Origin of the sequence: Halomicroarcula saliterrae, from assembly GCF_031624395.1 — an archaeon.
In the GTDB taxonomy this organism is placed as follows: Archaea; Halobacteriota; Halobacteria; order Halobacteriales; family Haloarculaceae; genus Haloarcula; species Haloarcula saliterrae.
Genome location: NZ_JAMQON010000001.1, coordinates 424,778 through 450,987, shown reverse-complemented (window position 1 = coordinate 450,987; position 26,210 = coordinate 424,778). Strand labels below are relative to the sequence as shown.

The 26,210-nt window shown below is 66.9% G+C and carries 29 protein-coding genes; 13 read left to right on the top strand and 16 right to left on the bottom strand.

All coding sequences use genetic code 11. The annotated features are described in order from the left end of the window. Positions 1 to 26: 26 nt before the first annotated feature. Positions 27 to 1,040, top strand: a complete 1,014-nt coding sequence (locus tag NDI56_RS02425) for a phosphotransferase family protein (RefSeq protein ID WP_310917820.1) — start codon at positions 27 to 29, stop codon at positions 1,038 to 1,040. 117 nt (positions 1,041 to 1,157) lie between these two features. On the opposite strand, the gene NDI56_RS02420 is transcribed toward NDI56_RS02425, so the two are convergent. After that, on the bottom strand, positions 1,158 to 2,039 hold the full coding sequence (locus NDI56_RS02420) for an ATP-dependent ribose-1-phosphate kinase (RefSeq protein WP_310917819.1): 882 nt from the start codon (positions 2,037 to 2,039) through the stop codon (positions 1,158 to 1,160). Then, complete coding sequence (locus NDI56_RS02415) at positions 2,036 to 2,992, bottom strand: ribose 1,5-bisphosphate isomerase (RefSeq protein ID WP_310917818.1); 957 nt, start codon at positions 2,990 to 2,992, stop codon at positions 2,036 to 2,038. The genes NDI56_RS02420 and NDI56_RS02415 overlap by 4 nt, the downstream gene beginning before the upstream one ends. Before the next feature lie 169 nt (positions 2,993 to 3,161). On the opposite strand from NDI56_RS02415, the gene NDI56_RS02410 reads away from it, so the two are divergent. Genes NDI56_RS02410 through NDI56_RS02400 form a run of 3 tightly spaced genes read left to right on the top strand, consistent with a single transcriptional unit; the run spans position 3,162 to position 6,458 of the window. Beyond that, complete coding sequence (locus NDI56_RS02410; protein WP_310917817.1) at positions 3,162 to 4,643, top strand: COG1361 family protein; 1,482 nt, start codon at positions 3,162 to 3,164, stop codon at positions 4,641 to 4,643. After that, positions 4,640 to 5,320 carry an ABC transporter ATP-binding protein gene (locus NDI56_RS02405; RefSeq protein WP_310917816.1) on the top strand — a complete coding sequence of 227 codons (681 nt, stop codon included), beginning with the start codon at positions 4,640 to 4,642 and terminating at the stop codon, positions 5,318 to 5,320. Before NDI56_RS02410 ends, NDI56_RS02405 begins: the two co-directional genes overlap by 4 nt. Further along, positions 5,313 to 6,458, top strand: coding sequence for an ABC transporter permease (locus NDI56_RS02400; protein WP_310917815.1), 1,146 nt, complete (start codon positions 5,313 to 5,315; stop codon positions 6,456 to 6,458). The genes NDI56_RS02405 and NDI56_RS02400 overlap by 8 nt, the downstream gene beginning before the upstream one ends. Here the strand turns inward: NDI56_RS02400 and NDI56_RS02395 are convergent. The 11 genes from NDI56_RS02395 to NDI56_RS02345 all read right to left on the bottom strand — a co-directional run bounded on the left by NDI56_RS02395 (position 6,455) and on the right by NDI56_RS02345 (position 13,886). Next, on the bottom strand, positions 6,455 to 6,967 hold the full coding sequence (locus NDI56_RS02395; protein ID WP_310917814.1) for an HTH domain-containing protein: 513 nt from the start codon (positions 6,965 to 6,967) through the stop codon (positions 6,455 to 6,457). The genes NDI56_RS02400 and NDI56_RS02395 overlap by 4 nt on opposite strands. 477 nt (positions 6,968 to 7,444) lie before the next feature. After that, entirely contained in the window at positions 7,445 to 8,521 is a 1,077-nt protein-coding gene (locus NDI56_RS02390; protein WP_310917813.1) for a methionine synthase, read from the bottom strand. After that, on the bottom strand, positions 8,518 to 9,519 hold the full coding sequence (locus NDI56_RS02385; protein WP_310917812.1) for a 5-methyltetrahydropteroyltriglutamate--homocysteine methyltransferase: 1,002 nt from the start codon (positions 9,517 to 9,519) through the stop codon (positions 8,518 to 8,520). Before NDI56_RS02385 ends, NDI56_RS02390 begins: the two co-directional genes overlap by 4 nt. Before the next feature lie 62 nt (positions 9,520 to 9,581). After that, entirely contained in the window at positions 9,582 to 10,181 is a 600-nt protein-coding gene (locus NDI56_RS02380; RefSeq protein WP_310917811.1) for a HemK2/MTQ2 family protein methyltransferase, read from the bottom strand. Beyond that, positions 10,174 to 11,028, bottom strand: coding sequence for a 16S ribosomal RNA methyltransferase A (locus NDI56_RS02375; RefSeq protein WP_310917810.1), 855 nt, complete (start codon positions 11,026 to 11,028; stop codon positions 10,174 to 10,176). Before NDI56_RS02375 ends, NDI56_RS02380 begins: the two co-directional genes overlap by 8 nt. Positions 11,029 to 11,132: 104 nt before the next feature. Then, positions 11,133 to 11,708 (bottom strand): DUF655 domain-containing protein, encoded by a 576-nt coding sequence (locus NDI56_RS02370; protein ID WP_310917809.1) that lies wholly within the window; start codon positions 11,706 to 11,708, stop codon positions 11,133 to 11,135. Positions 11,709 to 11,833: 125 nt separating this feature from the next. Further along, on the bottom strand, positions 11,834 to 12,190 hold the full coding sequence (locus NDI56_RS02365) for an RNA polymerase Rpb4 family protein (protein ID WP_310917808.1): 357 nt from the start codon (positions 12,188 to 12,190) through the stop codon (positions 11,834 to 11,836). Between the two features lie 3 nt (positions 12,191 to 12,193). After that, a complete protein-coding gene (locus tag NDI56_RS02360; RefSeq protein ID WP_310917807.1) occupies positions 12,194 to 12,487 on the bottom strand; it encodes a 50S ribosomal protein L21e in 294 nt (97 codons plus the stop codon). A 119-nt stretch (positions 12,488 to 12,606) separates the two neighbouring features. Next, positions 12,607 to 12,873 carry an elongation factor 1-beta gene (locus NDI56_RS02355; protein WP_310899322.1) on the bottom strand — a complete coding sequence of 89 codons (267 nt, stop codon included), beginning with the start codon at positions 12,871 to 12,873 and terminating at the stop codon, positions 12,607 to 12,609. A gap of 2 nt (positions 12,874 to 12,875) precedes the next feature. Further along, on the bottom strand, positions 12,876 to 13,055 hold the full coding sequence (locus NDI56_RS02350) for an HVO_2753 family zinc finger protein (RefSeq protein ID WP_220587000.1): 180 nt from the start codon (positions 13,053 to 13,055) through the stop codon (positions 12,876 to 12,878). 249 nt (positions 13,056 to 13,304) lie between these two features. Beyond that, entirely contained in the window at positions 13,305 to 13,886 is a 582-nt protein-coding gene (locus NDI56_RS02345) for a DUF2391 family protein (RefSeq protein ID WP_310917806.1), read from the bottom strand. A gap of 284 nt (positions 13,887 to 14,170) precedes the next feature. Between NDI56_RS02345 and NDI56_RS02340 the strand changes: the two genes are divergently transcribed. The 7 genes from NDI56_RS02340 to NDI56_RS02310 all read left to right on the top strand — a co-directional run bounded on the left by NDI56_RS02340 (position 14,171) and on the right by NDI56_RS02310 (position 21,997). Then, positions 14,171 to 15,130, top strand: a complete 960-nt coding sequence (locus NDI56_RS02340) for a transcription initiation factor IIB (RefSeq protein WP_310917805.1) — start codon at positions 14,171 to 14,173, stop codon at positions 15,128 to 15,130. A 173-nt stretch (positions 15,131 to 15,303) separates the two neighbouring features. Beyond that, positions 15,304 to 16,014, top strand: coding sequence for an SDR family oxidoreductase (locus NDI56_RS02335; protein ID WP_310917804.1), 711 nt, complete (start codon positions 15,304 to 15,306; stop codon positions 16,012 to 16,014). A 418-nt stretch (positions 16,015 to 16,432) separates the two neighbouring features. Continuing rightward, a complete protein-coding gene (locus NDI56_RS02330; RefSeq protein ID WP_310917803.1) occupies positions 16,433 to 17,776 on the top strand; it encodes a sodium-dependent transporter in 1,344 nt (447 codons plus the stop codon). 54 nt (positions 17,777 to 17,830) lie between these two features. After that, the gene (locus NDI56_RS02325) at positions 17,831 to 19,231 is read left to right on the top strand and encodes a sodium-dependent transporter (protein WP_310917802.1); all 1,401 of its coding nucleotides are present in this window, start codon (positions 17,831 to 17,833) and stop codon (positions 19,229 to 19,231) included. A 65-nt stretch (positions 19,232 to 19,296) separates the two neighbouring features. After that, positions 19,297 to 20,205: a DNA-3-methyladenine glycosylase family protein gene (locus NDI56_RS02320; protein ID WP_310917801.1), complete on the top strand. Its 909-nt coding sequence runs from the start codon at positions 19,297 to 19,299 to the stop codon at positions 20,203 to 20,205. Between the two features lie 54 nt (positions 20,206 to 20,259). Continuing rightward, a complete protein-coding gene (locus NDI56_RS02315) occupies positions 20,260 to 20,535 on the top strand; it encodes an acylphosphatase (RefSeq protein WP_310917800.1) in 276 nt (91 codons plus the stop codon). Positions 20,536 to 20,566: 31 nt separating this feature from the next. Continuing rightward, the gene (locus tag NDI56_RS02310; RefSeq protein ID WP_310917799.1) at positions 20,567 to 21,997 is read left to right on the top strand and encodes an NAD(P)H-hydrate dehydratase; all 1,431 of its coding nucleotides are present in this window, start codon (positions 20,567 to 20,569) and stop codon (positions 21,995 to 21,997) included. Between the two features lie 12 nt (positions 21,998 to 22,009). Here NDI56_RS02310 and NDI56_RS02305 read toward each other — a convergent pair whose 3' ends face one another. Beyond that, on the bottom strand, positions 22,010 to 22,486 hold the full coding sequence (locus NDI56_RS02305) for a cation:proton antiporter regulatory subunit (RefSeq protein ID WP_310917798.1): 477 nt from the start codon (positions 22,484 to 22,486) through the stop codon (positions 22,010 to 22,012). A gap of 72 nt (positions 22,487 to 22,558) precedes the next feature. After that, entirely contained in the window at positions 22,559 to 23,869 is a 1,311-nt protein-coding gene (gene hflX / locus NDI56_RS02300) for a GTPase HflX (protein ID WP_310917797.1), read from the bottom strand. Between the two features lie 112 nt (positions 23,870 to 23,981). Here hflX and NDI56_RS02295 point away from each other — a divergent pair, with 112 nt between their 5' ends. Beyond that, positions 23,982 to 24,323: an FUN14 domain-containing protein gene (locus NDI56_RS02295; protein ID WP_310917796.1), complete on the top strand. Its 342-nt coding sequence runs from the start codon at positions 23,982 to 23,984 to the stop codon at positions 24,321 to 24,323. 13 nt (positions 24,324 to 24,336) lie between these two features. On the opposite strand, the gene NDI56_RS02290 is transcribed toward NDI56_RS02295, so the two are convergent. Continuing rightward, positions 24,337 to 25,062, bottom strand: coding sequence for a ribosome assembly factor SBDS (locus NDI56_RS02290; protein ID WP_310917795.1), 726 nt, complete (start codon positions 25,060 to 25,062; stop codon positions 24,337 to 24,339). A gap of 112 nt (positions 25,063 to 25,174) precedes the next feature. Between NDI56_RS02290 and NDI56_RS02285 the strand changes: the two genes are divergently transcribed. Beyond that, positions 25,175 to 26,083, top strand: coding sequence for a cell division protein CdpA domain-containing protein (locus tag NDI56_RS02285; RefSeq protein ID WP_310917794.1), 909 nt, complete (start codon positions 25,175 to 25,177; stop codon positions 26,081 to 26,083). Positions 26,084 to 26,210: the final 127 nt, after the last annotated feature.

The window sequence follows — 26,210 nt, the reverse complement described above, 5'->3', positions numbered from 1 at the left end:
TTAGCCAACCCTCTTAGCCGCTCCCAGTGTCGACGCCGGAAGACGATATCCGCGCTGTCCTCGACGAGTCGGGGCCGGACTACAACGGGTTCACCTTCGAGACGCCGGGCGGTGGTCACCAGAGCGATGTCTACATGGTGACACTGGACCACGGCGGCGAGGAGTACGAGGTGGTCGTGAAGTTCAAACCGGCCGGCGACATCCCCTTCGACATCGAGCCGAAGCTCCACGAGTACGTCGCCAACCGGACCGACGTGCCGGTGCCCCGCATCCTCGTGTTCAAACAGAAACCCACCGTCGACGTGCGCCCCTACTTCGTCACCGAGCGTGTCCACGGGGAGAACCTCTCCCAGGAGTTCGCGACGCTCTCGTCGGCGGACCGCCGTCACGTCATGCACCAGGCGGGCCACATCCTCGGGGACCTCCACTCCGAAATCGGGTTCGAGGCGTTCGGACGGCTTGATCTCCACAACGGCCGGCTCATCGTCCGTGACTGGATGGGGAGCTGGCGGGAGTACTTCGAGCAGCTGACGCGGGCCCACCTCTCGCGACTCGACGATACGCCGTTTTCGGACGTGAGAGACCGGGCGGTGACGAAAATCGAGCCCGCGCTGGAGTTCGTCCCCGAGGACGGCGTCCCCCGGCTCGTCCACGACGACTTCCGACCGGCGAACCTGCTGTTCGAGGCCGGCGCCGACCAGCCGATTACGGCGGTGCTCGACTGGCAGGACGTGCTCGCGGCGCTCCCCGAATACAACCTCGCACAGACGGAGTTTCTCTTCATCGACTCGTCCTTCACCGACCCCGAGGTGCGCGAGTCGCTCCGCTCGGAGTTCCACGAGGGGTACACCGCCCACCGGCCGATGGACTTCGAGGACGGCTACGCCGACCGCCGGCCGCTGTACCAGCTCTCGACGCTCCTGTGGCGGATGGCCGGCTTCGACGCGGTGTTCGACGACGACTCCGGGCTGGTCAAGGCCCGCGCCGAGGCCCAGTACCGCCAGCAGTTCGAGCGGCTGCTGGAAGCGGTTCCGGAGTGACGACCGCTGGGTTTCGAGCGCTCTGTAGCGTCAAAAGCGCCGCTGGCAGTCGCTCTCGACACCTCGGTCGGGCCAGAAAGGGGCGACCGTTCGGTGAGTGAGACGACTCGCGACGACTCACGGCTCACTCGGGCCGATATCGAGGAGCGCGTCCACGTCGCGCCACTCTATCTGGACCCGAGCGCCGGGCGTCCGGGCCGCGAGCGCACCACAGGCGTTGCCCACTGCGAGCGCCCGCTCGATAGCGTCGCCGTCGGCGCGGGCCACGAGAAATCCGGCGGCGAACGCGTCGCCGGCACCCGTCGTGTCCACCGGGTCGACGGCGAATCCCGGATGGGCCACGTCCCGGTCCCCGTCGAAGGCCGTCGCACCGCCGGAGCCCTGTTTGACGACCAGCGTGTCAACCGCGTCGGCTTCGTCCCGGAGCACAGTCGCCTCGCGCTCGTTACAGAACAGGATGTCAGTGTTGCGGATGGTCGCCGCGTAGTCCCGGTCCGCGAGCCGTCGACCGGGGTCGAAGCTCACCGTCAGTCCCGCCTCGGACGCGGCGCGGGCCAGTTCGACTGCCGTCTCGGGGCACTGGCTGGTCAGGTGGAGGTGGTCGGCACCGGCGAGCTGGGCCGCCGAGAGGTCCGCGGCGGCGTAGGCCTCGTTTGCCCCCTCGTTCCCGAACATCATCAGCTCGCCCGAATCGTCGACCACGAGGTACTTGACGGCCGTCTCGCCGTCGGTCTCGACGAGGGCCGTTTCGACGCCCGCGCTGTCCAGTTCGCGCCGCACCAGCAGGCCGTTCTCGTCGCGGCCCACGCTTCCGAGCAGGAGCGGGCTGGCGTCCAGTCCCGCGAGCGCCACGGCCACGTTCGACGCGCTCCCGCCGCCGGACTGGTACTGGTCGGCGATGCTGGCCTCGCCGTCGGGCTCGGGGAGCCGGTCGACCTGCAGCGTGACGTCCCAGTTGACGTGGCCGGCACAGATGACGCGCAACGGCTCGTCGCTCATGGCTCCTGCCAGGGCTCGGTCGGCCCCTCGCCGAACAGCTCGCGCATCAGCGTCACGATGCTCTCGGGCGGAAACTGGCCGCGCTCGGTGACGATGGCGTCGACGTAGCGTGGCGGCGTCACGTCGAAGGCCGGGTTCTCGACCGAGATGTCGCCGATGGCCTCTCGCTCCGTCTCGTCGAGCACCTCGCTCTCCTCGCGCATCTCGATCTCGACGGCGTTACCGGTCATCGTCGCCGGGTCGAGCTTCAGCGTCCCGGCGGCGACCACGACGGGTGTCCCGCGCTCACGGGCGACGACGGCCAGTCCCGAGGTGCCGATCTTGTTCACGACACTCCCGTCGGCGGCGATGGCGTCGGCGCCGACCAGCACGTGGTCCACCTCGTTCATGTACCGCCGGGCGGCGCTGTCGACGACCATCGTCACGTCGACGCCGAGCTCGGTCAGCTCGCGGGCGGTGATGTGGCCCTGTTTTCGGGGTCGGGTCTCCTTGACGAGAGCTGTCAGCGCCTTCCCGTCGTCGACGGCCGCCTCGACGCAGGCCAGCGCGTCGGTCGAGTGGCAGTGGGTCATGATGGTGTCGCCGTCCCGGAGCCGGTTGGCGCCGACCTGGCCGAGGTCGCGCTGTGCCGTCTCCAGTCTGGCCCGGAACTCCGCGACGCTCTCGACGGCGCTCGCCCGGACCGCCTCGACGGAGTCGCCGCCGGTCCGCCGCAACACGTACCGGCAGGCGTTCGGGAGGCTGACCGCCGTCGGCCGCGTCGCGAGCAGGAGTCGTGCGACCGCCCGGAGCTCCGCCAGTAGCGCCGCGGCCGTCTCGGCCTCGCTCCCATCGGCCTGTGCCCTGAGTGCATCGGCCGCCGCGTCGGCGATGTTTGCGGCTCCTCGCGTCTCCATCGTCTCGATGGCTCCGGCCACGTCGCGTACCCGCGGCTGGAGGTCGGCCCTGTCCATGGAGGCAGCTATCGTGCCACACGCCTAAAATACCGCGCCCGGACGAGGTGAAAATTCGTCGGATTTATCATATCGGTCGCCGCAAACCCGCTATGGGAACACCCCCCGCAGAGGCGCTCTCCAACCGTCTCGTCCGACAACTACCTGTTCGACCCATAGGAGCGAACCGATGCGCCGGTTGCTAGTGGTGACACTGGTCGTACTGGCGGCCGCTCCCGGAGTGGTCGCAGGCGCTCAGATCAACGCGTCGGTGACTAACGTCACGGTCGCACCTACCAGTCCGGCTCCCGGAGAATCGGTCACGTTCACGCCGACGATTCGGAACCTCCAGAGCAGCGGCGACCCCCTCGAGATTCGGGCCGTCACCATCCGTGGCGTCGGCGGCGACGGAATCGACGAGTACGCCCGCGTGACAAACGTCGGGACGCTGTCGCCGGGCGCGGAGGTCTCGCTCCCGCTGACCCACACCTTCGAGGACGCGGGCACCCGCGACCTCCGCGTCTACGTCTACGCTGAGAACGCAAACACCGGCAAGGACGTCGAGTTGCGCTACCCCGTCTCCCTGTCCGTGGAGGAGCGCCACCCACAGGTCGGCGTACAGACCGACGACTCGGTCGCCGGCGTGGCCTCGAACGGGACCGTGACGGTGGCGAACGGGCTCGATACGAGCGTCTCGAACGTCGAGGTGTCGGTCTCCGGCGACGGCGCCAGAGTGCTCGACGACCGCTCCGTGTTCGCCTCGCTCGACGAGGGCGAGACGGCACAAGCGGAGTTCCGCTTCCGACCCGAGCGAGCCGGGACCCACGAACTGACCGCGACCGTCTCCTACACGCTCCCCAGCGGCACCGAGCGGACGGTGACCCAGAACCGCACGATAGAGACCGAAGCCTACCGCGGCGGCGTCGTACTGGACACGTCGCGGTCCGGCACCGGGACCGACCAGACGCTCGCCGTCGACGTCGTCAACAAGGGGAACACGCCCGCCGAGGACGTCGTGGTAACGGGCGTCTCCGAGAACGCGACCGTGAGCCAGACGATCGTGCGTTCGGTCCCGGCGAGCTCTACGAAGCGGGTCAGGCTGAACGCGACGCTCTCGGAACGGTCCGCGACGGTGCTCGTCAGCGCGGCCTACGAGAGCGGGTCGGCACAGCGACGGGTCAACACGACCACCACGCTCCGGTCCGCGCCCGGTTCGATCGACCTCACCGGCCTCGACGTCACACGGGAAAGCGGCGTGCTCCAGATTACCGGCAGCACCAGCAACGTCGGCGCGATGACCGTCCGCAGCGTCGTCGTGCGCGTGCTCCCGGGCGAGAACGTCGAGCCGGCGGCGCCGAACAGGGACTTCTTCGTCGGCGAAGTGCCCGGCAGTGACTTCAGCTCCTTCGACCTCACCGCCCGGGCCAGCGGCAACGTCACGTCGATACCGCTGGAAGTGAGCTATCTCGTCGACGGGACGCGCGTCCGCCAGCAGTTCTCCGCGCCCGTGGACCCGGGGCTCACCGGACAGCCGGTAGAGCAAGCCGGCAGCAGCGGCGGTCCGGGCGCCGGCCTCTTTGCGGTGGTCGGACTCGGCGCCGTTGTACTGCTGGTCGTCGCCGGGCTCCTCGTCCGTCGCTACCGGCGCGGCGATGACGACGACGAAATATGACCGTCATCGACGCACGGGAACTGGTCAAGCGATATCGGACCGGCGGCCAGACCCTGGAGGCGCTGAAAGGCATCGACTTCTCGCTCGAGAGCGGCGAGTTCGTCTCCATCATGGGACCGAGCGGGAGCGGGAAGACGACGCTGTTGAACATCCTCGGGCTGCTCGCGACGCCGACCGAGGGCCGCGTCGAACTGAACGGCCGGGACGTGACTGACCTCGGTGACCGCAAGCGGACCAGGCTCCGGAAGCGGACCATCGGCTTCGTCTTCCAGCACTTCTACCTGTTGCCGACGCTGACCGCCGCCGAGAACGTCGAAATCCCGCGGCTGTTCGACCGCGACCCCAACCGGGCGGCCCGCGCTCGGGAGCTGCTCACGCGCGTCGGCCTCGGTGACCGGCTCGACCACCGACCCGACCAGCTCTCGGGCGGGCAGAAACAGCGCGTCGCCATCGCGCGCTCGCTCATCAACGACCCGACCATCGTCCTCGCGGACGAGCCGACCGGCAGTCTGGACCGCGACACCGGCAGGCAGATTCTCGACGAGTTCCAGCGTATCGCCACCGAGGAGGACGTGGCTATCGTCGCCGTGACCCACGACGAGCTGGTCAACGAGTACGTCGACCGGACCGTCCATCTGGTCGATGGTCACGTCGGCCGGGAGAAGGTGGATGCTTGAGCCGTTCTACCGCCGGTTCCCGGCGGTGCTGATGGCACGGCGGAATCTGACCCGGACCCGGATGCGGTCGCTGCTGGCCTCGCTGGGCATCGTCATCGGCGTCATCGCCATCGCTTCCCTGGGGATGTTCGGTGTCGCCCTGCAGTACTCCATCTCCGAGAACCTCGGTGAGCTCGGCAATCAGGTGACGGTCTCGCCGAACCGCGAGGCCGACGTCCAGAACCTGACCGAGCGGGACGTCCGGGAGATTCGGCGCGTGGCCGGAGCGGGGGTGAGCGTCTCGCCGGAGAAACGACGCGTAGAGCCCATCTCGTACGACCGCTCCGGGAACAGCAGCGAGCTAGTCTACGGGCTGGAACAGCCCGCCGAGGTGTACAACGCCACGGACGGCCGGATTCCGGAGCCCTTCCAGAGCGGCGTCCTCGTCGGTGAGGGCGTCGCCGAGGAGCACGACCTCAAGCCGGGCAACACCATTCAGGTCAACGGGACGTCGATGCGAGTCCGGGCCGTCCTCGAATCCACGGGCTCGTTCTCACAGCTCAACCCCGAGAACCGGATCTACCTGCCCGTGAGTTCCTTCGAGTTCCGGGGCTACCAGCAGGTGTACGTCACCGCACAGTCGGGGACACAGGCCAACCAGACGGCGATGGACATCCGGTCGGCGCTCAACGAACGTGAGGAGCGGGTCAACGTCCAGGAGCTCGGCTCCGTCGTCGACCAGGTGAACCAGACGTTCCAGGTCATCAACACTGTCCTCGTCGGCATCGCCTCCATATCCTTGCTCGTGGCCGGCATCTCGATTCTCAACGTCATGCTGATGTCGACCGTCGAGCGGCGCGAAGAGATCGGCGTCCTGCGGGCGGTCGGCTATCAGAAGCGGGACGTGCTGAAGGTGATGCTGACCGAGGCCGCGTTGCTCGGCGTCGTCGGCGGCCTCGTCGGAGTCGTGCTCAGTTTCGGCGCCGGCCTCGCTATCAATCACTACACGGTCGACGACGCGACCGCGGTGTTCCGTCTCGCCAACGCCGCCTATCTGGCCGCCGCGTTCGGCTTCGCCGTCATGGTCAGTATCCTCAGTGGACTCTACCCGGCGTGGAAAGCAGCGAGCGAAGAACCGGTCGAGGCGCTGCGGGGTTAGGGCAGCGCTTCGACGCCGGCGTCGAGCCACGGTTCGGTCCGGTCGACCCCGACCGTATCGAACTGGGCCAGCCACGCTTCGTCGCCGCGCTCGAAGGCTTCCAGCGCGTCACCGACGGTGTAGACGTACTCGCCGTCGGCACAGGGGAAGACGGCTTGCAGGCGTTTCTCGTCGTAGATAGCCAGCGAGACGACGGGGAAGACGACCACCTCGTCGACGCGGTCCATACCGACGTAGGTCCGCGTGCGGTGCTCGAAGGCCGGCTCCAGCGACGAGCCGTTGCGGTCGGCCCAGTCGGCGAACTCCTCGTAGGTCGCCAGCGCCCCCGAGCGGGTGTCTTCGGCCATCGTCCTGATTCGCTGCCACTCGCCGGCCACCATCGACTCGGTGAAGACCCCGTTGGCTTCGAGCCGGTTGACCCTGTTCAACACCTGCTGCTGGGCATCGAAGGTCCCGTACGTGTCCCCGCGGAGATACAGTTCCGCCCGAAGGTGTGTATCGTCGGTCATCGATTATCTCGTTCGATATATCTGTCGAGTACAACTAAACTCTTTCCCAGCGACAGTAGTTAGCATACGTATATTTGCACACGAAGGATTTGCGCTAGAAGTCGGTCAATTAGGTCTAAAAGCCACATTCAGAAAAATATCAGTCAGTTATTTTTGATTTCTAAGCGATGTATTATTTTTCGCGAAGGTCGATTAGTATTTCGACTATCGTCGAATCTAGGGAGAGTATCTATCACTTCACTATCATCTCCACTATAGCCAATTCGCTCCCAGAATAGTTCTTTCGTGGGTAATTGGTGCAGTCGCGGAACTGGCTGACGCGACCTCGCTGCTCGCGGACAAGGCCGCTCGGTGTTTCGTGCCTCACGGGCCACTTCGTGCCCCGTTCGGTATAACGTGGTTCTCCCTACGGTCGAACCACGCTAGTCATCCGCTGCCCGGATGACTGACTACTCGCAGACGAGACTGCTCGTCGTTTCAGTCATCCGCGCTCGCTTCCGCACCGCTGTCCGCGACGACGTCGATTTCGCCGGCGTCGAGTTCCGACTCGATTTCGCGAGCGGCCGTGACCATGTTCGCCAGTTTCTGCTGGGCGACCTCCCGGGGGAGGAGCTTGATTCCACAGTCGGGCGAGACGGTCAGGCGCTCGGGCGGAACGACCTCCAACCCCTTCTTGATGTTGGCCTTTATCTCCTCGACGGATTCGGCTTCGGCCGTGTGGGCGTCGAGGACACCCATCGCGAAGTCCTTGGTGAACTCGTCGTCTTTGAACACGTCGAGTTGCTCGTAGTTGCCGTTGGCCAGTTCCAGGTCGTACTCGTGGACCGGGTAGTCCAGAATCTCGGGGTAGATGCGCGAGTAGTCGCCGTAGCAGACGTGCAGCCCGAGACGGACGTCGTCGGGGATGTCCGCGACGATGCGTTCGAGACACTCGCCGACGATGGCGTGGTCGTCCGGCGTCGTCGCCAGCGCGGGCTCGTCGATCTGGATGTAGCGGGCGCCCGCCTCGACGAGGGCCTCTATCTCCTCGTTGACCAGCTCGGCCAGCTCGTAGGCCAGCTGTTCCTCGCTGTCGTAGACCTCGTTGAACGACCAGCGGGCCAGCGTGTACGGCCCCGTGATGGGGACCTTGACGGGTCGCTCGGCGACCTCGTCGGTGAACTCGAACTCCTCGACGAGCCACTGTTCGCCGTACTCGACCTCGTCGGCGACGCTTGGCTTGTCGAAGTAGTTGTGGCCCCACACCTTCACGGGGCCGTTGAACTCGTAGCCGTCGATGCGGTGGGCGAAGTACTCGACCATCTCGTTGCGGCGCATCTCGCCGTCACAGACGACGTCGATGCCACAGCGCTCGTGCTCGTGGGTGATGAGCCGCGAGGCGTCGTCTTTCGACTCTTCCCACTCCTTCGTGCCGAAGTTGGCCTCGTCGTCCTCGAACATCTCGCGGGCGCGGTCGTGCCACTTGGGCTTGGGGTAGGAGCCGACGACGGTCGTCAGCAGGAAGTGGTCGTTGTCGTGGTCCTCGGGTCGGAACTGCTCTCGTGGTCCTGTCATTGGTCTGCCTCCGGGGCTTCCAGGGTCGCGGCGTTGGCCAGCGAGCGAATCTTGTCCTCGAACTTGTTGACCGGCAGGTAGAACGTCTCGGTGTTCGTGGTCGCGTAGACGGTGTCGTAGACCGTGTTCGTCTGCTGTTCGAACCAGTCGATGCGGTCGCGGATGGTCTCGGGCGACTCGACGCGGGTGTTCTGGCCGTCGACGAGGCCCAGTGCGACAGCGTCCTTCGTGCCGTACTCCTGTACGTTGTAGACGTTCTTGTCGTGGTCGGCCACGAGGTCGAAGCCGATGGCGTCGACGTCTGCGTCCATCAGGTGCGCGTAGGTCTTCTCCTCGATGGGGCCCCAGTAGGTGTGGGTGACGACCTCGGCGTCGATGGCCGTGGCGACGGCGTCGATGGCCTCGCTGGCGCGCTCGTCCGCGCCGTCTCCGGGCGGCGTCTCGACGAGCGACGGCTCCAGCAGGAACAGCGTCTCCACGTCGGGGAACTGCTCGACCTCGCCGACGAGGAACTCCGCGACGGCGTCGAGGAACGCGGCGTCGTCGCCGTAGTGTTCGTCGGTCGCGAGGTCCGCGAGCGAGTAGGGGCCCGGCAGGACGGCCTGCAGGCCGGAGTCGACCAGCTCGGCGGCGGCGTCGAGTTCGGCCGCGACGTCGCCGTCGGCGGTCAGGTCGTCCGTGACGACCGGCTCTCGGTAGAAGTTGTTGTTGTCGTAGTACCGGACGATGCCGCGGGTCTCCACGCTGTCGTGGACAGCGAGCGGGTGCGCGAGCATATCGTCCCAGCGCAGTTGGCCCTCGCTGACGCGGTCGAGGCCGGCGTCGGTCTGTACGTCGACGACCTCGCTTCGGGCGCGGTCGTAGGCGTCGAGAATCGCCTCGCCCTCGTCGCCGCTGATGAGATCGGTCTTCTGGTGTCCTTTCAGGTGGGACAGCTCGTCCTTGGCCCAGTCCGGAAGCGGAAACAGGCCAGGTGTCGTCGCAACTATCTCTGGCATTAGCTGAGGCTATGAAATGACGAGCTTTAATATTTTCCATTCGTAAAAATGCACTTCGGTAATTACGATTCGGAGAACCGCAAGACGACGAGCTCCTCGTAAGGGTGTTTCTCGGTAGCAAGCACCTCGCTGGCGAGCCCCCGCTCGCGGGCGTACGCGCGAACTGCGTCGGGGGCGGTGAGACTGCTCACCAGCAAAAGCGCCTCGCCGCCGGGCGCGAGGACCCGACCGACCGATTCCAGAAACGGATCGACGAGCCGGCGGCCGTCCTCGCCGCCCGACAGCGCGTGTTCCATCCAGTCGTCCCACTCCGCCTCTGCCGGCGTCGGGAGGTAGGGCGGATTGAACGCCACGAGGTCGAACGCGGCGTCCCGGAACGGAGCGACGAGGTCACCGCGGACGACCGGAACACCGTTATCGGCGGCCTCCCGGCAGGCCAGCGGACTCAGGTCGACGCCGACTGCCTCGGCGCCCGCCTCGGCCACCACCGCGGCGACGTAGCCCGACCCGGTTCCCACGTCGAGCACCCGGTCGCCCTCGGTCACGCGCTCGTCGGCCGTCCGGGCCAGCAGGTCCGAGTCCTCGGCCGGCTGGTACACCGATTCGACGCCGCGCTCGTCGGCCAGCGCCGGGCGACCGCTATCCGCGTCCTCCTCAGTCATCGCCGTGCTCCGGCTCGCCAACCTCGTAGGAGAGCGTCGCGAGGTCCGCGAAATCGGCCGGCGTGAGCTTGCCGGCACGGGCGCTCATCAGGGACTCGTCGGCGGCGGCGACGACGGCGTCCGGGTCCCTCAGCCCGGAGATGTGGGCCGTGTTGCGAACGGCGTTGCGCATCGTCTTCCGTCGCTGGGTGAACACCGCTTTCAGGAAGGCCATGAAGAACTCGTCGCTGGGGACCTCGTAGTCCGGCTCGCGAGGCGTGGTCCGAACCAGCGCGCTCGTGACGCGGGGCTGGGGGTCGAAGGCACCGCGTGGAACGGTCTCGACGATTTCCGCGTCGGCGTAGTGACCCGCCGTCACCGACAGCCGGCCGTAGTCGTCAGTCGCCGGGTCGGCGGCCATCCGCTCGGCGAACTCCTGCTGGAACATGAGGACCATCGGCTTCCCCTCGGGGAGGAGGCGAAAGGCGATTTCCGAGGAGGCGCCGTAGGGGAGGTTCGAGACGCTCGCGGTGAAGTCGGGGAGGTCGACGTCGAGCGCGTCGCCCTCGACGACGGTCAGCCGGTCGGCGGCGACGGCGTCGGCGAACTCCTCGCGCAGGTGCGCCGCGAAGTCGGGGTCCCGCTCGACGACGGTCACCCGGCCGGCGACGGCCAGCAGCCGGTCGGTGAGCGCGCCCGGCCCCCCGCCGATTTCGAGCACGTGGCGCAGGTCCATCCCCTCGGCGTGGCTCGGAATCCGGTCGAGCACGCGGTCGTCGACCAGGAAATGCTGGTCCTGTCTGGTGTCGGCCCGCTTGCCCGCCCGTCGGACGAGCGCGTCCGGGTCGCGGTTCCCATACTCGGTCATTACCCTCCGTAGACGGTCGGGACGTGAAAAAGTCGGCTACTCGCCTCCGGGGCTCGGGTCGCGCACCCTCGCCCTGCTCTGTGCTACGAGGCGACCCGCGACGCTCAGGTCTCCTCGCCCTGCTCACTCCGTCGCACGAAGATCCGATACTTCAGGTCGTCGTCCCGCAGCTCCTCCTGGATACGTTCGACGAGCACTTCCCTCGGGTTGTGGAGCCCGTTGACCCGTTCTTCGAGGTCCTCGAAGCTCTCGAACGGTTTTCGCTTGCGCTCGTCGAGGATGGTGTTGCGGAGCTTCTTCCCGATACCCGGCAAGAGGTTCAGCTGGTGGAGTCGCAGCGTAATCGGCTGGGCGTCGTTGTAGAAGTCGACGAACCGCCGTTCGTCGGCCTCGACGATTTCCTCGACGGCGTACTCCAGTTCCTGCCGGGCACCGCTTGGCAGGTCCTCGAACGCCACCTCGGTCAACCGACCGAACTCCGTGAGGTCGATGCGGTCGCCGAAGGCGATGTCGTCGTCCTCGTCGAGCGAGAGCTCGTAGATGTGGAACTCGTCGACTCCGAGGGCGTACGCGAGCGGCTCTTTCTGGTGTTGCGGGCGGTCGTCGTCGCTCCGGCCGTGCGGGAGAACGTCGAGCACTGCCGCGACCAAATCCTCACCACCGCTCTCGGTGCTGCTCATGCGGAACTGTATGACGAGAGTACACTTAATGCATTGGATGACCGCACGGCTGGACGGCCGGACCCGTCGGCAAACGCCGGACGGCTAAAATTGTCGGCCGCCCCAGCACGGACCTGTCGGCAGAGTTAGGCGTACTGCTTGACGACGGCGAGAATGGCGTCCAGTTCGTCGCCCGACAGCGAGTACCGCTCCTGTGCATAGATGGCACGCAGCTCGTCGCGGTCGAGCGGCCGCAGATTCGCGATCTTGTAAGCGGTCGCCTCGTCGACCTTCTCGAGGTCCTGCAGTTCGTCGACGAACTCCAGGGACTCCTCGACGTCCAGCATGGCGAAGTGGTTGACGTGCTCGATAGAGCGCTTGAGCTCGTAGCGCATCTCGCGGTCCTCGTCGGCCGCACGCTCCATCTCCAGGTCCGCCAGTATCTCCTTGGTCTCGGCGGTGGTGAGATACTCCTCCGAGATCTTCTCTTTGAAGATCGTCATCGCTCAGTTCTCTTGACGGCGGAGATGTGCCGGCTTGACGATGACCGTCTTGGTCTTGCCGCCGTCGACGATTTCGACCTTGTAGGCCGCGCCCTGTTCGCCGGTGACAGTGCCGGTCTGGCCGTCGAACCGCGGGTGGAATCGGCCTTCGGGGACCGAGGGGTCGATTTTCAGGTGGACTTTCTCGTCGACCTCGTACTGCTCGACGGCGCGCTGGGGCGGCGACGTGCCGCGGTTGCGTGGCTTGTTTTTCAGCTTGTTCCGTGTTCCTTCGAGGGGGCCGTTCGAACTAGGCATTCTTGCTCATCGCTTGTCTACTCGCCCATATAAAACGTGCGTTCCGCGGTCGCGTCCGAAACCGGGTGGCGCGGTGCTGTCGCTCACGAGGCGGGAAATCGCGGAGAACGAAAGCCGTGTTACAGACGGCCGACAGTGTCTACATCGACGGATTCGACGCCGTCGACGTCGGCGAAGGCGTCCTCGACGGCGTCCGTGCCGCCGGCTTCGTCGGGGATGATGACCGTCGGGAACAGCGCGACGAGGCCGAAGGCCACGTCGTCGCGCTCGAATCCCTTGATCTTCGCTCCTTCGGGAAGCGCCCCCTCCAGACGGTCCTGGAGCGCGTCGAGGTCGACTTCCGGGCTCTGCGGCATGATCTTGATTTTGGCTGCTACTTTCCCCATCGTTATGGTCCCGTGAACCCGCAGTCGGGGCACTTGTAGAGGTTGCTCTGTTTGCGACACTTCGAACAGCGGTAGATCTGCTGTCCGCAGTCCGGACACTTGAACGCGGCCGCGTTCGTCGTGGCGATGTTGATGCCACACGAGACGCATTTCTGCGCTCGTTTCTGCTGGCTCTCGCTCATACCACCCCGTACCCGACCGTCGCTTTTAACGGTTGTCAAACGCCGTCGGCCCGTGACAGCCGGTGTCACGCGCCGGTTCGACGGCGCGAACCCCTCACCAGACGCTCGCACGCTCGCTGGCCCCATGGTCGCTACGCTCACGGCACCGTCGTCGGGGCGACAGCCCGTCCCGACCGCCAGAGACCGGATATCCCTCCCTGTTCGCGTTCGAGCCGTTCCGCTCCGGACTCCCCGGTGGTCGAACTCTCCCTAGCTCCCGGGGAGGATATCGCCCAGCGCCGCCCCGATAGACATCGGGACGAACGCCACGCTGCAGATACAGAGCGACTCCCAGACGTGCTGTGGGTCGGTCGACCACTCGACCATCCCCCAGGCGGTCAACAGCGCGACCGAGGTGAACAGCGCCGTCGTCGTCACGCCGGCCAGCCGGCGCGGGACGACGCCGAGGATACGGTGGGCCACGCGCACGTCCTGGAAGTCGGCGACGTAGAGGATGCCGACCACTATCGCGACCGCCGTCGCGAGCGTCCCGAGGAAATACAGCGGGTGCTGGGCGATGTGGAGTCCGGCGTCGCGCGTCCCGCTCTCGACGGCCATCGGGATGCCAAACAGCAGCGAGCCGAGCACCGCCTCGGCGAAGTCCTCGCGGTCGAACCCCCAGATGACGCGTCCGAAGACCGCAGGCTCGCCGTCCTGTGCCTCCGTCGCGGCCCGCATCGCCTCGCGGACCTGTCGCTTCTCGTCCTCGCCGTCGACGATGTCTTCCAGTTCCTCCAGTTCGTCGAACAGCTCCCCGATACCATCCTTTCCGGGCGGTGGCCCGTCACTCATCGGTCGGCCAACCCGCCCGCGCTGGTGTCGACCGTGCGGGGCTAGCCATCGCTTCGGACCCCTCGGTCGGGCGACGCTCGCGGTTCGGGACAGTGTCGCGCGGACGTGCGACCGCCACAACCGGCCCCCTGAGCGACCTCATACATCCCGGTATCACCGCACGCCCATGGGTTAAGGCTTTGTTCGACGCCGTCGGGCCGCCTCGTAGGAAGGGCGTACCCCGAGTAACGACCGATTTCGCCCAAACATTTATAAGTAATTAGCTGTTCTCCGTAAAAGAACACATGGAACGGCCGACGCGCCAGCGGGACACGGACCAAGAGGAGCGTGAGCAGGAGTCCGAGAGCACGGGCCAGCAGACCTGCCCCGAGTGTGAGTCGGAGTCGATCACCAGCGATGGCGGTGGCGAACTCGTCTGCGAGGACTGTGGCCTCGTCATCGAGGACGAGAACATCGACCGCGGGCCGGAGTGGCGCGCGTTCAATCACTCCGAACGGCAGTCGAAATCGCGTGTCGGGGCCCCGACGACACAGACGATGCACGACAAGGGGCTGACGACACAGATCGACTGGAAGGACAAGGACGCCTACGGTCGCTCGCTCTCCTCCGAGAAACGCTCACAGATGCATCGGCTGCGCAAGTGGCAAGAGCGCATCCGGACCAAAGACGCGGGCGAGCGCAACCTGCAGTTCGCCCTCTCTGAAATCGACCGCATGGCCTCCGCGCTGGGTGTCCCGCGCTCGGTGCGGGAGGTCGCCTCGGTCATCTATCGACGCGCGCTCAACGAGGACCTCATCCGTGGCCGCTCCATCGAGGGTGTCGCCACGGCCTGCCTCTATGCGGCCTGCCGGCAGGAGGGTATCCCACGGAGCCTGGAAGAAGTCTCCGACGTCTCACGCGTCGAGCAAAAGGAAATCGGGCGCACATACCGCTACGTGGCCCAGGAGCTCGAACTGAAGATGGAGCCTGTCGACCCCAAGCAGTACGTCCCCCGGTTCGCCTCCGAACTCGACCTCTCCGAAGAGGTCCAGTCGAAGGCCAACGAGATTATCGACACCACCGCCGAGCAGGGCCTGCTCTCGGGCAAGTCCCCGACCGGCTACGCCGCCGCCGCTATCTACGCCGCCTCGCTGCTCTGCAACGAGAAGAAGACCCAGCGCGAGGTCGCCGACGTGGCGCAGGTGACCGAAGTCACCATCCGGAACCGGTACCAGGAACAGATCGAAGCGATGGGCATCCACTGAGCAACCGGCGTTCCGGTCCGGACGACCGGACGGACTGCCCGTCCCTTTTTCGCCTCAGTCGGTCTTTACCTACTCGACGCGCAGGTGTGCTACCAGGGCTGTGACTGTCAGCGGACAGAGCGCCGACCGCGGTGGCCCGGAGTTTTTTGCTGGCCCCGTACCTCTCCCCGAACATGTCCGTCAGCTTCGATTTCGACGGCGAGGTCGCACTGGTCACCGGCGTCGGCGGGGCGCTGGGGAGTTCGGTCGCTAACGCCTTCATCGAGGCGGGGGCGACTGTCTGTGGTGCCGACGTGGTCGAGCCAGACAGCGACGACTTCCAGCTGTCCGACCCCGGCCGCATCGAGTTCCACCGGGGAGACTTCACCGACGAGGGCGACGTGGCCGACGTTGTCGAGGCTGTCGTCGCGGAACACGGTCGGCTGGACTACCTCCTGAACGTCGCCGGGACGTGGCGCGGCGGCGACCCGATACACGAGACCGAGGCCGACACGTTCGACTTCCTCTTCGGCGTCAATCTCAAGACGATGTTTCTGGCCTCGAAACACGCCCTGCCCCATCTACAGGAGACCGAAGGGAGTATCGTCTCGGTCTCGGCGCGGTCCTCACTGGAAGGCGGCGAGGGCGACGGGCTCTACCGGGCGACCAAGGCCGGGGTCCGGATTCTAACCGAGACGATCGCCGAGGAGAATCTCGGCTCCGTACGGGCAAACAGCGTGCTGCCGAGCGTCATCGACACACCGATGAACCGCGATATGATGCCCGACGCCGACTTCGAGCAGTGGGTCGAGCCCAGAGATATCGCCGCCGTTATGCTGTTTCTCTGTTCGGACGGGGCGGGGGTTACTAGTGGCGCCGCTGTCCCGGTCTACGGCGAAGCGTAGCGCACGACGCGTCCCGGCGCCCCGGTCGCCGTCCCATCGGCGACCGAGCAGAGCCGGGACGGGTGAGACCGAGCAAAGGCGGCGCCGCTTGCAAGGAATCGCTGTCCCGGTCTACGGCGAAGCGTAGCGCACGACGCGTCCCGGCGCCCCGGTCGCCGTCCCATCGGCGACCGAGCAGAGCCGGGACGGGTGAGACCGAGCAGAGGCGGCAAGCTGCTGGTCCGGGATCGGACCGGCCGTCGACCACGCTGACAGAGACGGCCCGACACACCGCGAGACGCGCACAACGGTGATTGCAACTCGTCACTACTACCGACAAAAGCGTTCGTACCGGGCAGAGACACTGTTCCGTCGAGAGACGAAAATACAGAACAACCGCAGTTGTTAACAGCCACACGAGAGTAGGTCCGAACGAAAAATGTCGGACCGAGAAACGTGGGCGACCCGACCGGGATTCGTCCTCGCGGCCATCGGCAGCGCAGTCGGTCTCGGGAACCTCTGGCAGTTCCCGTTCAAGACCGCGACCAACGGCGGGGCCGCCTTCGTCGTCTTCTATCTCGTGGCCGTCGCGCTCGTCGGCTTCCCGGCGATGCTCGCGGAGTTCGTCCTCGGTCGGCGGACCCACGTCAACGCCGTCGACGCCTTCTCGCGGCTGGGCCACCGGAAGTGGCGAGCCGTCGGCGGCCTGGCCGTCCTCACCGGGTTCTGGATTCTCTCGTACTACAACGTCGTGGGCGGGTGGGTGCTTCGCTACATCCTCGGGAGCGCCCGAGGGGCGTACTTCTCGGACCCCGCGGGCTACTTCGGGTCGGTCTCGGCGGGCCTCGACGCGGTGGTGGCTCAGGCCGTCTTCCTCGCCCTGGTCGTCGGTATCGTCGCGCTGGGTATCGAAGACGGCATCGAGAAGGCGACGAAGGTGATGGTCCCCAGTATCGTCGTCCTGATGGTCGCCCTGGCGGCGTGGGTTGCCACGCTCCCCGGCGCCGCCGCCGGCTACGATTTCTTCCTCTCGCCGGACCCCGGCGCGATGGTGGCAAACGCCGGGACCATCATCCCCTTCGCCGTCGGTCAGGCCTTCTTCACGCTCTCGCTGGGGATGGCCATCATGGTGACGTACTCCTCGTACGTCGGGGGCGACGACAACCTCGTCGCCGACGGCGGGGCTATCGTCGTGACGAACACGCTCGTGGGCATCCTCGCCGGACTGGTCGTCTTCCCCATCCTGCTGACCATCGGCGCGGAGGTGACGACCGGGACCGGCGGCGCCGGCGCGCTGTTCGTCGCGACCGCCGCCGGGTTCGGAACGGTGCCGTTCGGCCGGCTGTTCGGCGTCGTCTTCTTCGGCGTCGTCCTCATCGCGGCGCTGTCCTCGGCCATCAGCCTGCTTGAGACCGCCGTCGCCTACGCCAACGACAACTACGACGTGCCCCGGCACTATCTCGCCCCGGCCATCGGGGTGGCCCTGTTCCTGCTCGGCCTCCCGTCGGCGCTGGACACGGCGTGGCTGACGTGGTTCGACAGTTTCGCCTACCAGGTGTTCCTCCCGCTGTCGGTGCTCGCCACCGCTGTCTTCGTCGGGTGGGTGCTCGGCCGTGACGCCGTCGCGGAGCTGCGGGAGGGGACCGGCGGCCTCGGCGCGGGCGGCGAGGTGTGGCTCTGGACGGTCCGGGTGGTCGTCGTGGCCGCTATCGTCCTCACGCTCGCGCTGGGTATCAACGAGATGTTCCTCGTCGAGGACGCCGGCTTCTTCCAGCCGTTCTGACGTGTCTTCGCGACACTCGACACGCTTTTTGGTGCTCGGGAAGACCGTGAGACGATGACGAGAGCCACCTGGCGGACCCGGCTCGGGTTCCTCCTCGCCGCCGTCGGCAGCGCCGTCGGCCTCGGAAACATCTGGCGGTTTCCCTGGCTGACGGCGACCAACGGCGGCGCCGCATTCCTCCTGTTGTACGTCCTCGTAATCGTGCTCGTCGGCGTCCCCGGACTGCTCGGCGAGATGGTCATCGGCCGTCGGAGCCGCCGAAATCCGGTCGGCGCCTTCGGCGCGCTGGGCGGCCGCCGCTGGCGTGCCCTCGGCGGCGTCGCCTTGCTCGCCTCCGTCGTGGTCCTCTCTTTCTACTCGGTGGTCGGCGGCTGGATCCTCCGGTACACCGTCGCCAGCGCCTCCGGCGCGTACTTCGCGGACCCACAGGGGTACTTCGCCGCCATCGACTTCGGCGTCGGCGCCGCCGGCTTCCACGCCCTGTTCCTGCTGGCGACGGTGGCCGTCGTCTACGCCGGCGTCGACCGGGGCATCGAACTCGCGACGACGGTGATGGTCCCCGGCATCGTCGTCCTCTTCGGGGCGCTGGCTCTCTGGGCCGTGACGTTGCCCGGGAGCGCCGAGGGCTACGAGTTCTACCTCTCGCTGGACGTGGCCTACCTCCGGGCGAACTTCCTCGACGTCCTCGTCGCCGCGGCGGGGCAGGCGCTGTTTACTCTCTCGGTCGGCGCCGGGGCGATGCTCACCTACGCCTCCTACATCGGCGAGGACCGCTCGCTGGCCGCCGATGGGACTATCATCGCGGTGTTGAACACCGGCATCGGCGTCCTCGCGGGACTGGTCATCTTCCCGCTGCTGTTCTCGCTCGGTATCTCGCCCGGACAGGGCGGCCCAGGCGCGCTGTTCGTCAGCCTCGCTGGCGCCTTCGCCGACCTGCCGTACAGCCGCGTCGTCGGCCTCGTCTTCTTCGGCGTCGTCCTGCTCGCGGCGCTCTCGTCGGCGATCAGCATCTTCGAGGTGCTCGTGGCCTACCTCGTCGACGAACGCGACACCACGCGCTCGCGGGCGACGGCCGGTGTCGGCGGCCTCTTCCTCGTCACCGGGAGCGGGGCCGCGCTGTCGCCGTCGCTGTTCACGCTGCTCGCCGACACCGTCGCCAACCTCGCGTTGACCGCCGGCTTGCTCGGCTTCCTGCTGTTCGACGGGTGGGTCCTCGGAAAGGCCGCCCTCGACGAGTACCGGAACGGCGCCGGCAGACTCGCCAGAATCATGGGGCTCCCGTGGTACTACGCTGTCGCCGTCGTCCTCCCGCTGTTTCTCGCCTTTACGCTGGTCTCCGGGCTCGGGACCGTCCTCGGCGTCCCGGTGACGACCCCGCAGGCCGCCGCCGTCGCGGTGTTCGGCGTCGTCGGCGCCATCGCGCTGCTGCGCCGGCAGGCCGACTCGGCGGTCTGAGCCGCCGGCCCCCGCACAGTGGCGGATAGAAACCCCGATACGCCTCCACGCCGTTCCCGGAACCAATGCATCGCGGACAGTTCGACGTGGGAGCGCTCCCGGGCGGTATCGACCTGCAGGCAACCGTCGAGAGCGGCCAGTCGTATCTCTGGGACCGCGAGGACGGCCGGATGTACGAGCGGACGGCCGCGAGCGGCGGGTCGGCGTGGTACTGGACGACGCTGCGGGTCGACGGCGAGCCCGAGGTCGTCCGGGTGCGCCAGACCGACGGCGAACTCCAGTGGGAGAGCTCCGTCGACGCCGAGCCCCACCTCAGGACCCTGCTCGGACTGGACGACGACCTGCCGGCGATCCGGGAGACGGCCCCGCCCGACGCCGTCGTCGACGAGGCGTTCGACGCCTACTGGGGGATGCGTATCGTCCGGGACCCCGTCTTTCCGACGCTCGTCTCGTTTATCTGTTCGGCCCAGATGCGCGTCGGTCGTATCCACGGGATGCAACAGGCGCTCCGCCGCGAGTTCGGCGAGCCGGTCTCGTTCGACGGCGGGACGTATCACGCGTTTCCGACCCCGGACGCGCTGGCCGGCGCGAGCGAGGCCGACCTCCGGGAGCTGAGTCTGGGTTACCGCGCCCCCTACGTCAAGCGGTCGGCCGAGATGGTCGCCGAGGGGGAGTCCGACCCGGCGGCCGCGGCCGAGTTCCCCTACGAAGCGGCCCGCGACGCGCTCACTGAGTTCGTCGGCGTCGGCGACAAGGTGGCCGACTGCATCCTGCTGTTCTCGCTTGGCTACCTGGAGGCCGTTCCGCTGGACACCTGGATTCAGACGGTCATCGCGGAGTTCTACCCCGACTGCGACCGGGGCAGCTACGGCGACACCTCGGCCGCCATCCGGGAGACGCTGGGCGGCGAGTACGCCGGCTACACGCAGACGTATCTCTTTCATTATCTGCGTTCGGGCGGGCGGGAGCTCTGAGCGAGAACCGGCGGGACCACCGGACATAACTGACCGGTGTGTCTACACTGACGCATGTCACGCAAGCGCGCCCACGTCCACGTTTCCGGGAAGGTACAGGGAGTGTACTATCGAGCGACGACGCGGGACAGGGCCATCGAGAAGGGCGTCGACGGCTGGGTCCGGAACCTGGACGACGGCCGCGTCGAGGCCGTCTTCGAGGGCGACCCGGACGCCGTCGACGAGATGATCGAGTTCTGTTACGAGGGGTCGTCGATGGCGGATGTTTCGACGGTCGAGGTCAGCGAGGAGGCCCCCGACGGACTCGATGGCTTCGAGGTCCGCTGGTAGCTTTTAGGTCGGTGGCGCCCGCAGAGCCGGTATGCTAACTGGCTCCGAGATGGCGGTCGTCGACGCGAACGCCGAAGCGCTCGGCGTCCCGCGAAAGCAGCTGATGGAATCGTCCGGGCACAGCGTCGCGCGGGCCGTCCGGGACCACGCCGACCCGGGTGACGAGGTCGTCGTCGTCGCCGGGCGCGGGAACAACGGCGGCGACGCGCTGGTCGCGGCGCGCTTTCTGGACGAGTTCGCGCTCCGGGTGTGTCTGCTCGGTCGCCCCGAGACGATCACCACCGACATCGCCCGGGAGAACTGGGACGCGCTCCAGTCGGCCGACTACCCCACCGAACAGGTCGGTGACTCGTCGGCGTTCGAGCTGGGGGACCCCGACCTCGCGGTCGACGCGATGCTGGGCACGGGTATCAGCGGCGCGCTGCGTGAGCCGGCCGCCACCGCCGCCGCCGCGATGAACGATTCGGCGGCGACGGTTCTCTCCGTGGACGTCCCCTCGGGGCTGGACTGCGAGACGGGCGACCTCGCCGAGAACGCCGTCGCCGCCGACCACGTCGTCACGTTCCACGACACGAAACCCGGGCTCGCCGACCTCCCGGCGTCGGTCACCGTCGCGGACATCGGCATCCCCGACGCGGCCCAGCGGTTCGTCGAACGGGGCGACCGCCGGCGGCTCTCGCGGGACCCCGCGAGTCACAAAGGGGACAACGGGGAGGTGCTGGTCGTCGGCGGCGGCCCCTACACCGGCGCGCCGGCGCTGGCCGCCCGGGCGGCGCTGCGGGCGGGGGCCGACCTCGTCCGCGTCGCGGCCCCCGACACCGTCGCTCGCGAGATACAGGGGTACAGCGAGAACCTCATCGTCCGCGAGTACGACGGCGACCGGCTGGCCCCGGCCCACGTCGACTGGCTGGCCGACCTCGCTGCCGACCACGACACGCTGGTGCTCGGGCCGGGACTCGGCGGCGCCGGGGAGACGCTGTCGGCCGTCGAGTCGCTGCTCGCGCGCTTCGACGGCACCGCCGTCGTCGACGCCGACGCCCTGCAGGTCGTCCCAGACGTCGAGACCGAGGCCGACCTCGTCTGTACACCACATCAGGGCGAACTGGTCGGGATGGGCGGGGAGACCAGCGACGACTGGCGCGAGCGGGCCGAACTGGTCGAGGATTTCGCAGCCGACATCGGTCAGACGCTGCTGGTCAAGGGGGCCTACGACGTGATATCGGACGGCGAGCGAACCCGAATCAGCCGAACGGGCAACGCCGGAATGACGGTCGGCGGCACCGGGGACGTGCTCGCCGGTGTCACAGGCGCGCTGGCCTGTGTACTCGAACCGCGCCACGCCGCCGCCCTCGCGGCCTACGCCAACGGCACCGCCGGGGACACAGCGGTCGAAGAACACGGCTCCGGACTCGTCGCGACGGACCTGGTGGAGGCGGTGCCCGGCGCGCTGTGGGCCGAGTGAGTCGGCCGTCGGTCAGCCGTCCAGCAGGTCGTGCAGCCGTTCGTACGCCGCCTCGGTGCCGACAGTCACTATCGTGTCGCCGGCCGCGAGCACGACGTCCGGGTCCGGGTTCGCTATGGTGTCGGTCCCTCGCTGGATTGCCAGCACTGAGACGCCGCTCCGGGTCCGGAGTCCGGTCCCGCGCAACGTCTCGTCCGCCAGCGGTGACGTCGAATCGATTTCTATCCACCGAATCCGGGCGTTCTCGAAGGCGTCGTCGAGGTCCTCCGCCACCGTGTGAAAGTAGGTGCCGTCGAATATCTCGGCGAGCTTCCGTGCCTGTGGCTCGGTCGTCTGGAACAGCCGGTCGCTGTCTCCGTCCGGGTCGTCGCGCCAGAACGTCTCTCGGTTCCCGTCGTTGTGGATGAGGACGACGAACTCGCCGCCGTCGCCGAACCTGACGGTGTAGCGGCGGCCGACGCCGGGGAGTTCAGTCTCGAATACCCGCATTGCCCCACCGTTGATTCCGCCCGTATATCTTCCTTCGGGTCAGGGCAGTGCCAACGGCTCTCGTCAGCCCGCTCAGGCCGACGCGCCGACGAGGTCGCCGGCTTTCGACCGCGACATCTCGACGACGGCCGGCCGGGCCTCGAACTCGATGACGACCTCGTCCCCGTAGTCGACGGTCTCAACGTGGGCGTGGTCGTGAATCCACGAGACGACGCTCATCGTCTCCTCGGTCATGGGGAGGACCAGGCGCTCGCGCTCGTAGTCGGGCAGCTCCGCGTCGATGCGCTCGGCCAGCGCGTCGATGTTCAGCCCCTCCGCGGCGCTGACGGCGACGGGGTTCGGTGCCAGCGCCGACAGGGCCTCCCGTTTGCGCCGTATCTCCTCGTCGTCGACGGTGTCGGTCTTGTTCAGCACCGTCACGATAGGGGCCTCGTTGCGCTCGTAGAGGGTGTCGTGGCTCGTCACCAGCTTCTCGCGTATCTCCTCGACGGGCTCGGAGACGTCGACGACGAGCAAGACCAGATCCGCCCGGTACACCGAATCGAGCGTGGACTTGAACGACTCGACGAGCCAGTGGGGGAGGTCCTGAATGAACCCGACGGTGTCGGTGACGAGCACCTCGCGTTTCCCGACCTCCGCGCGGCGGGTGGTCGTCCCGAGCGTGGTAAAGAGGCGGTCCTCGCTCTCGGCGGTGGTGTCGAGGTCGGGATGCAGGTCCTCGTTCTCGTCGACTTCGAGGTCCGCGGCGAGCCGTCGCAGGAGGGTGGACTTCCCGGCGTTGGTGTAGCCCGCGAGTGCCACGAGGTCGAAACCGGACTCGCGGCGCTGTTTCCGGCGGTGTCGCTCGGTCTCCTCGATGGATTCGAGCTCGTCCCGGATGTTGGCTATCTGCTTTTTGATGTCCTCCTCTCGGGACTCGTCGTACTCGCCCAGACCCATGAAACCGGGGCGCTCGTCGCGTTTCGCGAGGCTGGCTTTCGCCTCCGCTCGCGGGAGCTCGTAGCGTAACTCGGCGAGTTCGACCTGGAGCTGGGCCTTCCGGGTCCGCGCGCGCTGGCCGAATATCTCGAGGATGAGCCGGAACCGGTCCATCACGGTCACGCCCGTCGGGAGCTCGTTGCCGATGTTGTAGGTCTGGTAGGGCCCCAGCTGGTTGTCGAAGATGACCGTCGTCGCCTCCTCGCGGGCGACGGTGTTTGCCAGCCGCGTCACCTTCCCCTCGCCCAGGTGGTAGGCCGGGTCCTCAGTTCGGGTCTGCGTTATCTCGCCGACCACGTCGTAGCCGGCCGCCCGCGCGAGGTCGCGTATCTCCTCGGTGTCGGCCTCGCCGCTATCGACGCGTTTCGCCACGACTGCACGGTCTGTGGTGTGTGTCGCCGTCACTCACCACCACGTAGGCCGTCCGATTATTTAGTCTGCAGGGTCGCTCCGAAAACCACCGGACACCGGTCCGAGTCCCACAAAGGATATACAGCGGCACAATAAGGTACCCAGTATGGTCGAGTTTGCGTTACAACTGGATTTCAGTCTTCAGAAGATGGGACTGGAACTGGGAACCGGTGCGGTCATCGGTGGTATCATCGGCTTCGCAGCCAAGAAGATAGCGAAGCTCATCGCCGTCATCGTCGGTCTGGAACTGGCGCTGTTCAAGTTCCTCGAGACGCGGGGCATCCTCGAAGTGAACTGGCAGGCCATCGGGGGCGCGGCCAGGAACACGACGAGCAGCGCCGGGTCGGCGGCCAGCCAGCCGCCGTCGTGGGTCACGTCGCTGCTCTCGGCGCTGCCGGTCAGCGCCGGGTTCACCGGCGGCTTCTTCGTCGGCTTCAAGCAGGGATAACCGCGGCTCGGCGCTACCGCGTGCCGATTTCGTCTTCGTCTTTTATGATACGGGTCTCGGCTTCGCCGCTCGTGTGCTCGTTGACCACGTCGTAGAAATCGTTCTGCATCCCCGCGGGGAAGGTGAGCACACCGACCCACGAGCCGTCGGCCTGCCACTCCTCGCGTTCGAGTTCGCCGAAGGTCCGAATCTTGGCCTGAGCGCTGCCGGCGTAGTCGGCGGGCACCTGCACCGCGACGGTTATCTCGTCGAAGCGGATCGGGATGACCGGCCGCAAGGCGTCCAGAGCGTCGTCTACCTGCGTCTCGACGGGCTCCATCGGGTCGATGCGGAAGTCCGTCTCTTCGAGGGCCGACTCGATGCGCTCCGGGGGATGGGGCGCGTCGTCCATCTGGGGGTTGACGGCGTTGCGCGTGATGCGCTGGACGAGCTGTTTGTGTTTCTGTTCTTGCATCTCGCGGCGCTGGTCGGCCGTAATCTGAATCTCCCCTTTCCTGATGACCTCCGGGATGATCTCCATCGGATCGGTCGTCTCGAACACCTCTTCGAGCATGTTCTCCGGTGGCCGGTCACCGCGGTCGGCGTGCTCGAAGATGTCCTCGGCCGCGATGACATCCGCCAGGTCGCCGTCGAACTCCCCTCGCTTTATCTCCAGTGCCGCGTCGGGGTCGACCAGTACCTCGAACCGTTGTCCGTGGGATTCGAGGCGCGCCGTCACCGCCTCGTCAAGCGATATCATATCAGCCGGTAACGGTGGGGCAGTTAAAGTCCTTACTGCGGGTTTCGGGAAAGACTGATTACAGAGCGTTTGGATAATGTAGCTATCACAGTGGCCGAAATAACGAACAACTATGACAGACGGGACCGATGACGGACGACTCTTCGAGTGGTATCGAACGTATATTGGCGAGCCGGACCGCGAGGTCGACGTCTATCTCGGGTTCGCGCTGTTCTTCGCCGGCATCGGCTTTGGCATCGCAGCGTTCGTCATCGGTGCCGCCGGCCAGCTGACGGGCGCCGGCGGTCCGTCGGCCGACTTCATCTACCGCGAGGCGGCCATCGCGGTGGGCATGCTCGCGCTGCCCGCGACCCTGTCGAGTGTGGTCGTCCTGCTCCCGGTGAGCAGGCGGGCGCTGTACGGCGCAGCAGCGGGTTCGACGATATCGCTCGTGGGACTGGGGCTGTTCGTCTGGGCGTACCCCTACAACTGGGCGGTCGGCTCCGGACCGACCTACAGCATTCAGGTGTTGTTCGTCTACGGGGTCGGACTGGCCGTCTTGCTCGCCGCGACCGGCGGCGCGCTCGTCGCCTACCACATCGACCGGGCGAAGCCGCGACCGGGCGATTTCACCGCCGAGGACGCGGAGGCCGGCGAGGAGATCACCGACGAACAGATCGAGTCCGACATCGAGTCGGCGATGGAGGACGTGGACCTCACATGGGGCGGCGTCGAGCGCTCCGAGGGGAGCGACCTGAACATCCGAACCAGCGAGAGCGAGGCCGATATGGACGTGACGGGACTGGACGTGGAGGCCGAGCGAGTCCACCGCAGCGGCGTCGACGAGCAGGTCGCCGGACTGGCGATGGTCAAGGGCGGCCAGAAGACCACCGACCGCTCCGAGTCCACGGTGGACGACCAGACGAACGCGCTCGCGGAGCTCCGCAAGCAGAAACGGGAGGAGGCGGAGAACCAGGAGGAGGAGACGGTGCTCGGTGGACTGCTGGACCGCGTGGCGACGATGCTCGGCCGCGGAAACTGAGCGGGCCACTCCGGAGACCGTTCCCGTCCGGCTGTTGATATATATCGTTCCGGAACCTAGTTGAATATTCATGCCGACATTCCACATTTAGTCAGCTAAAAACAATAACGAATCAGGTAGATACGTA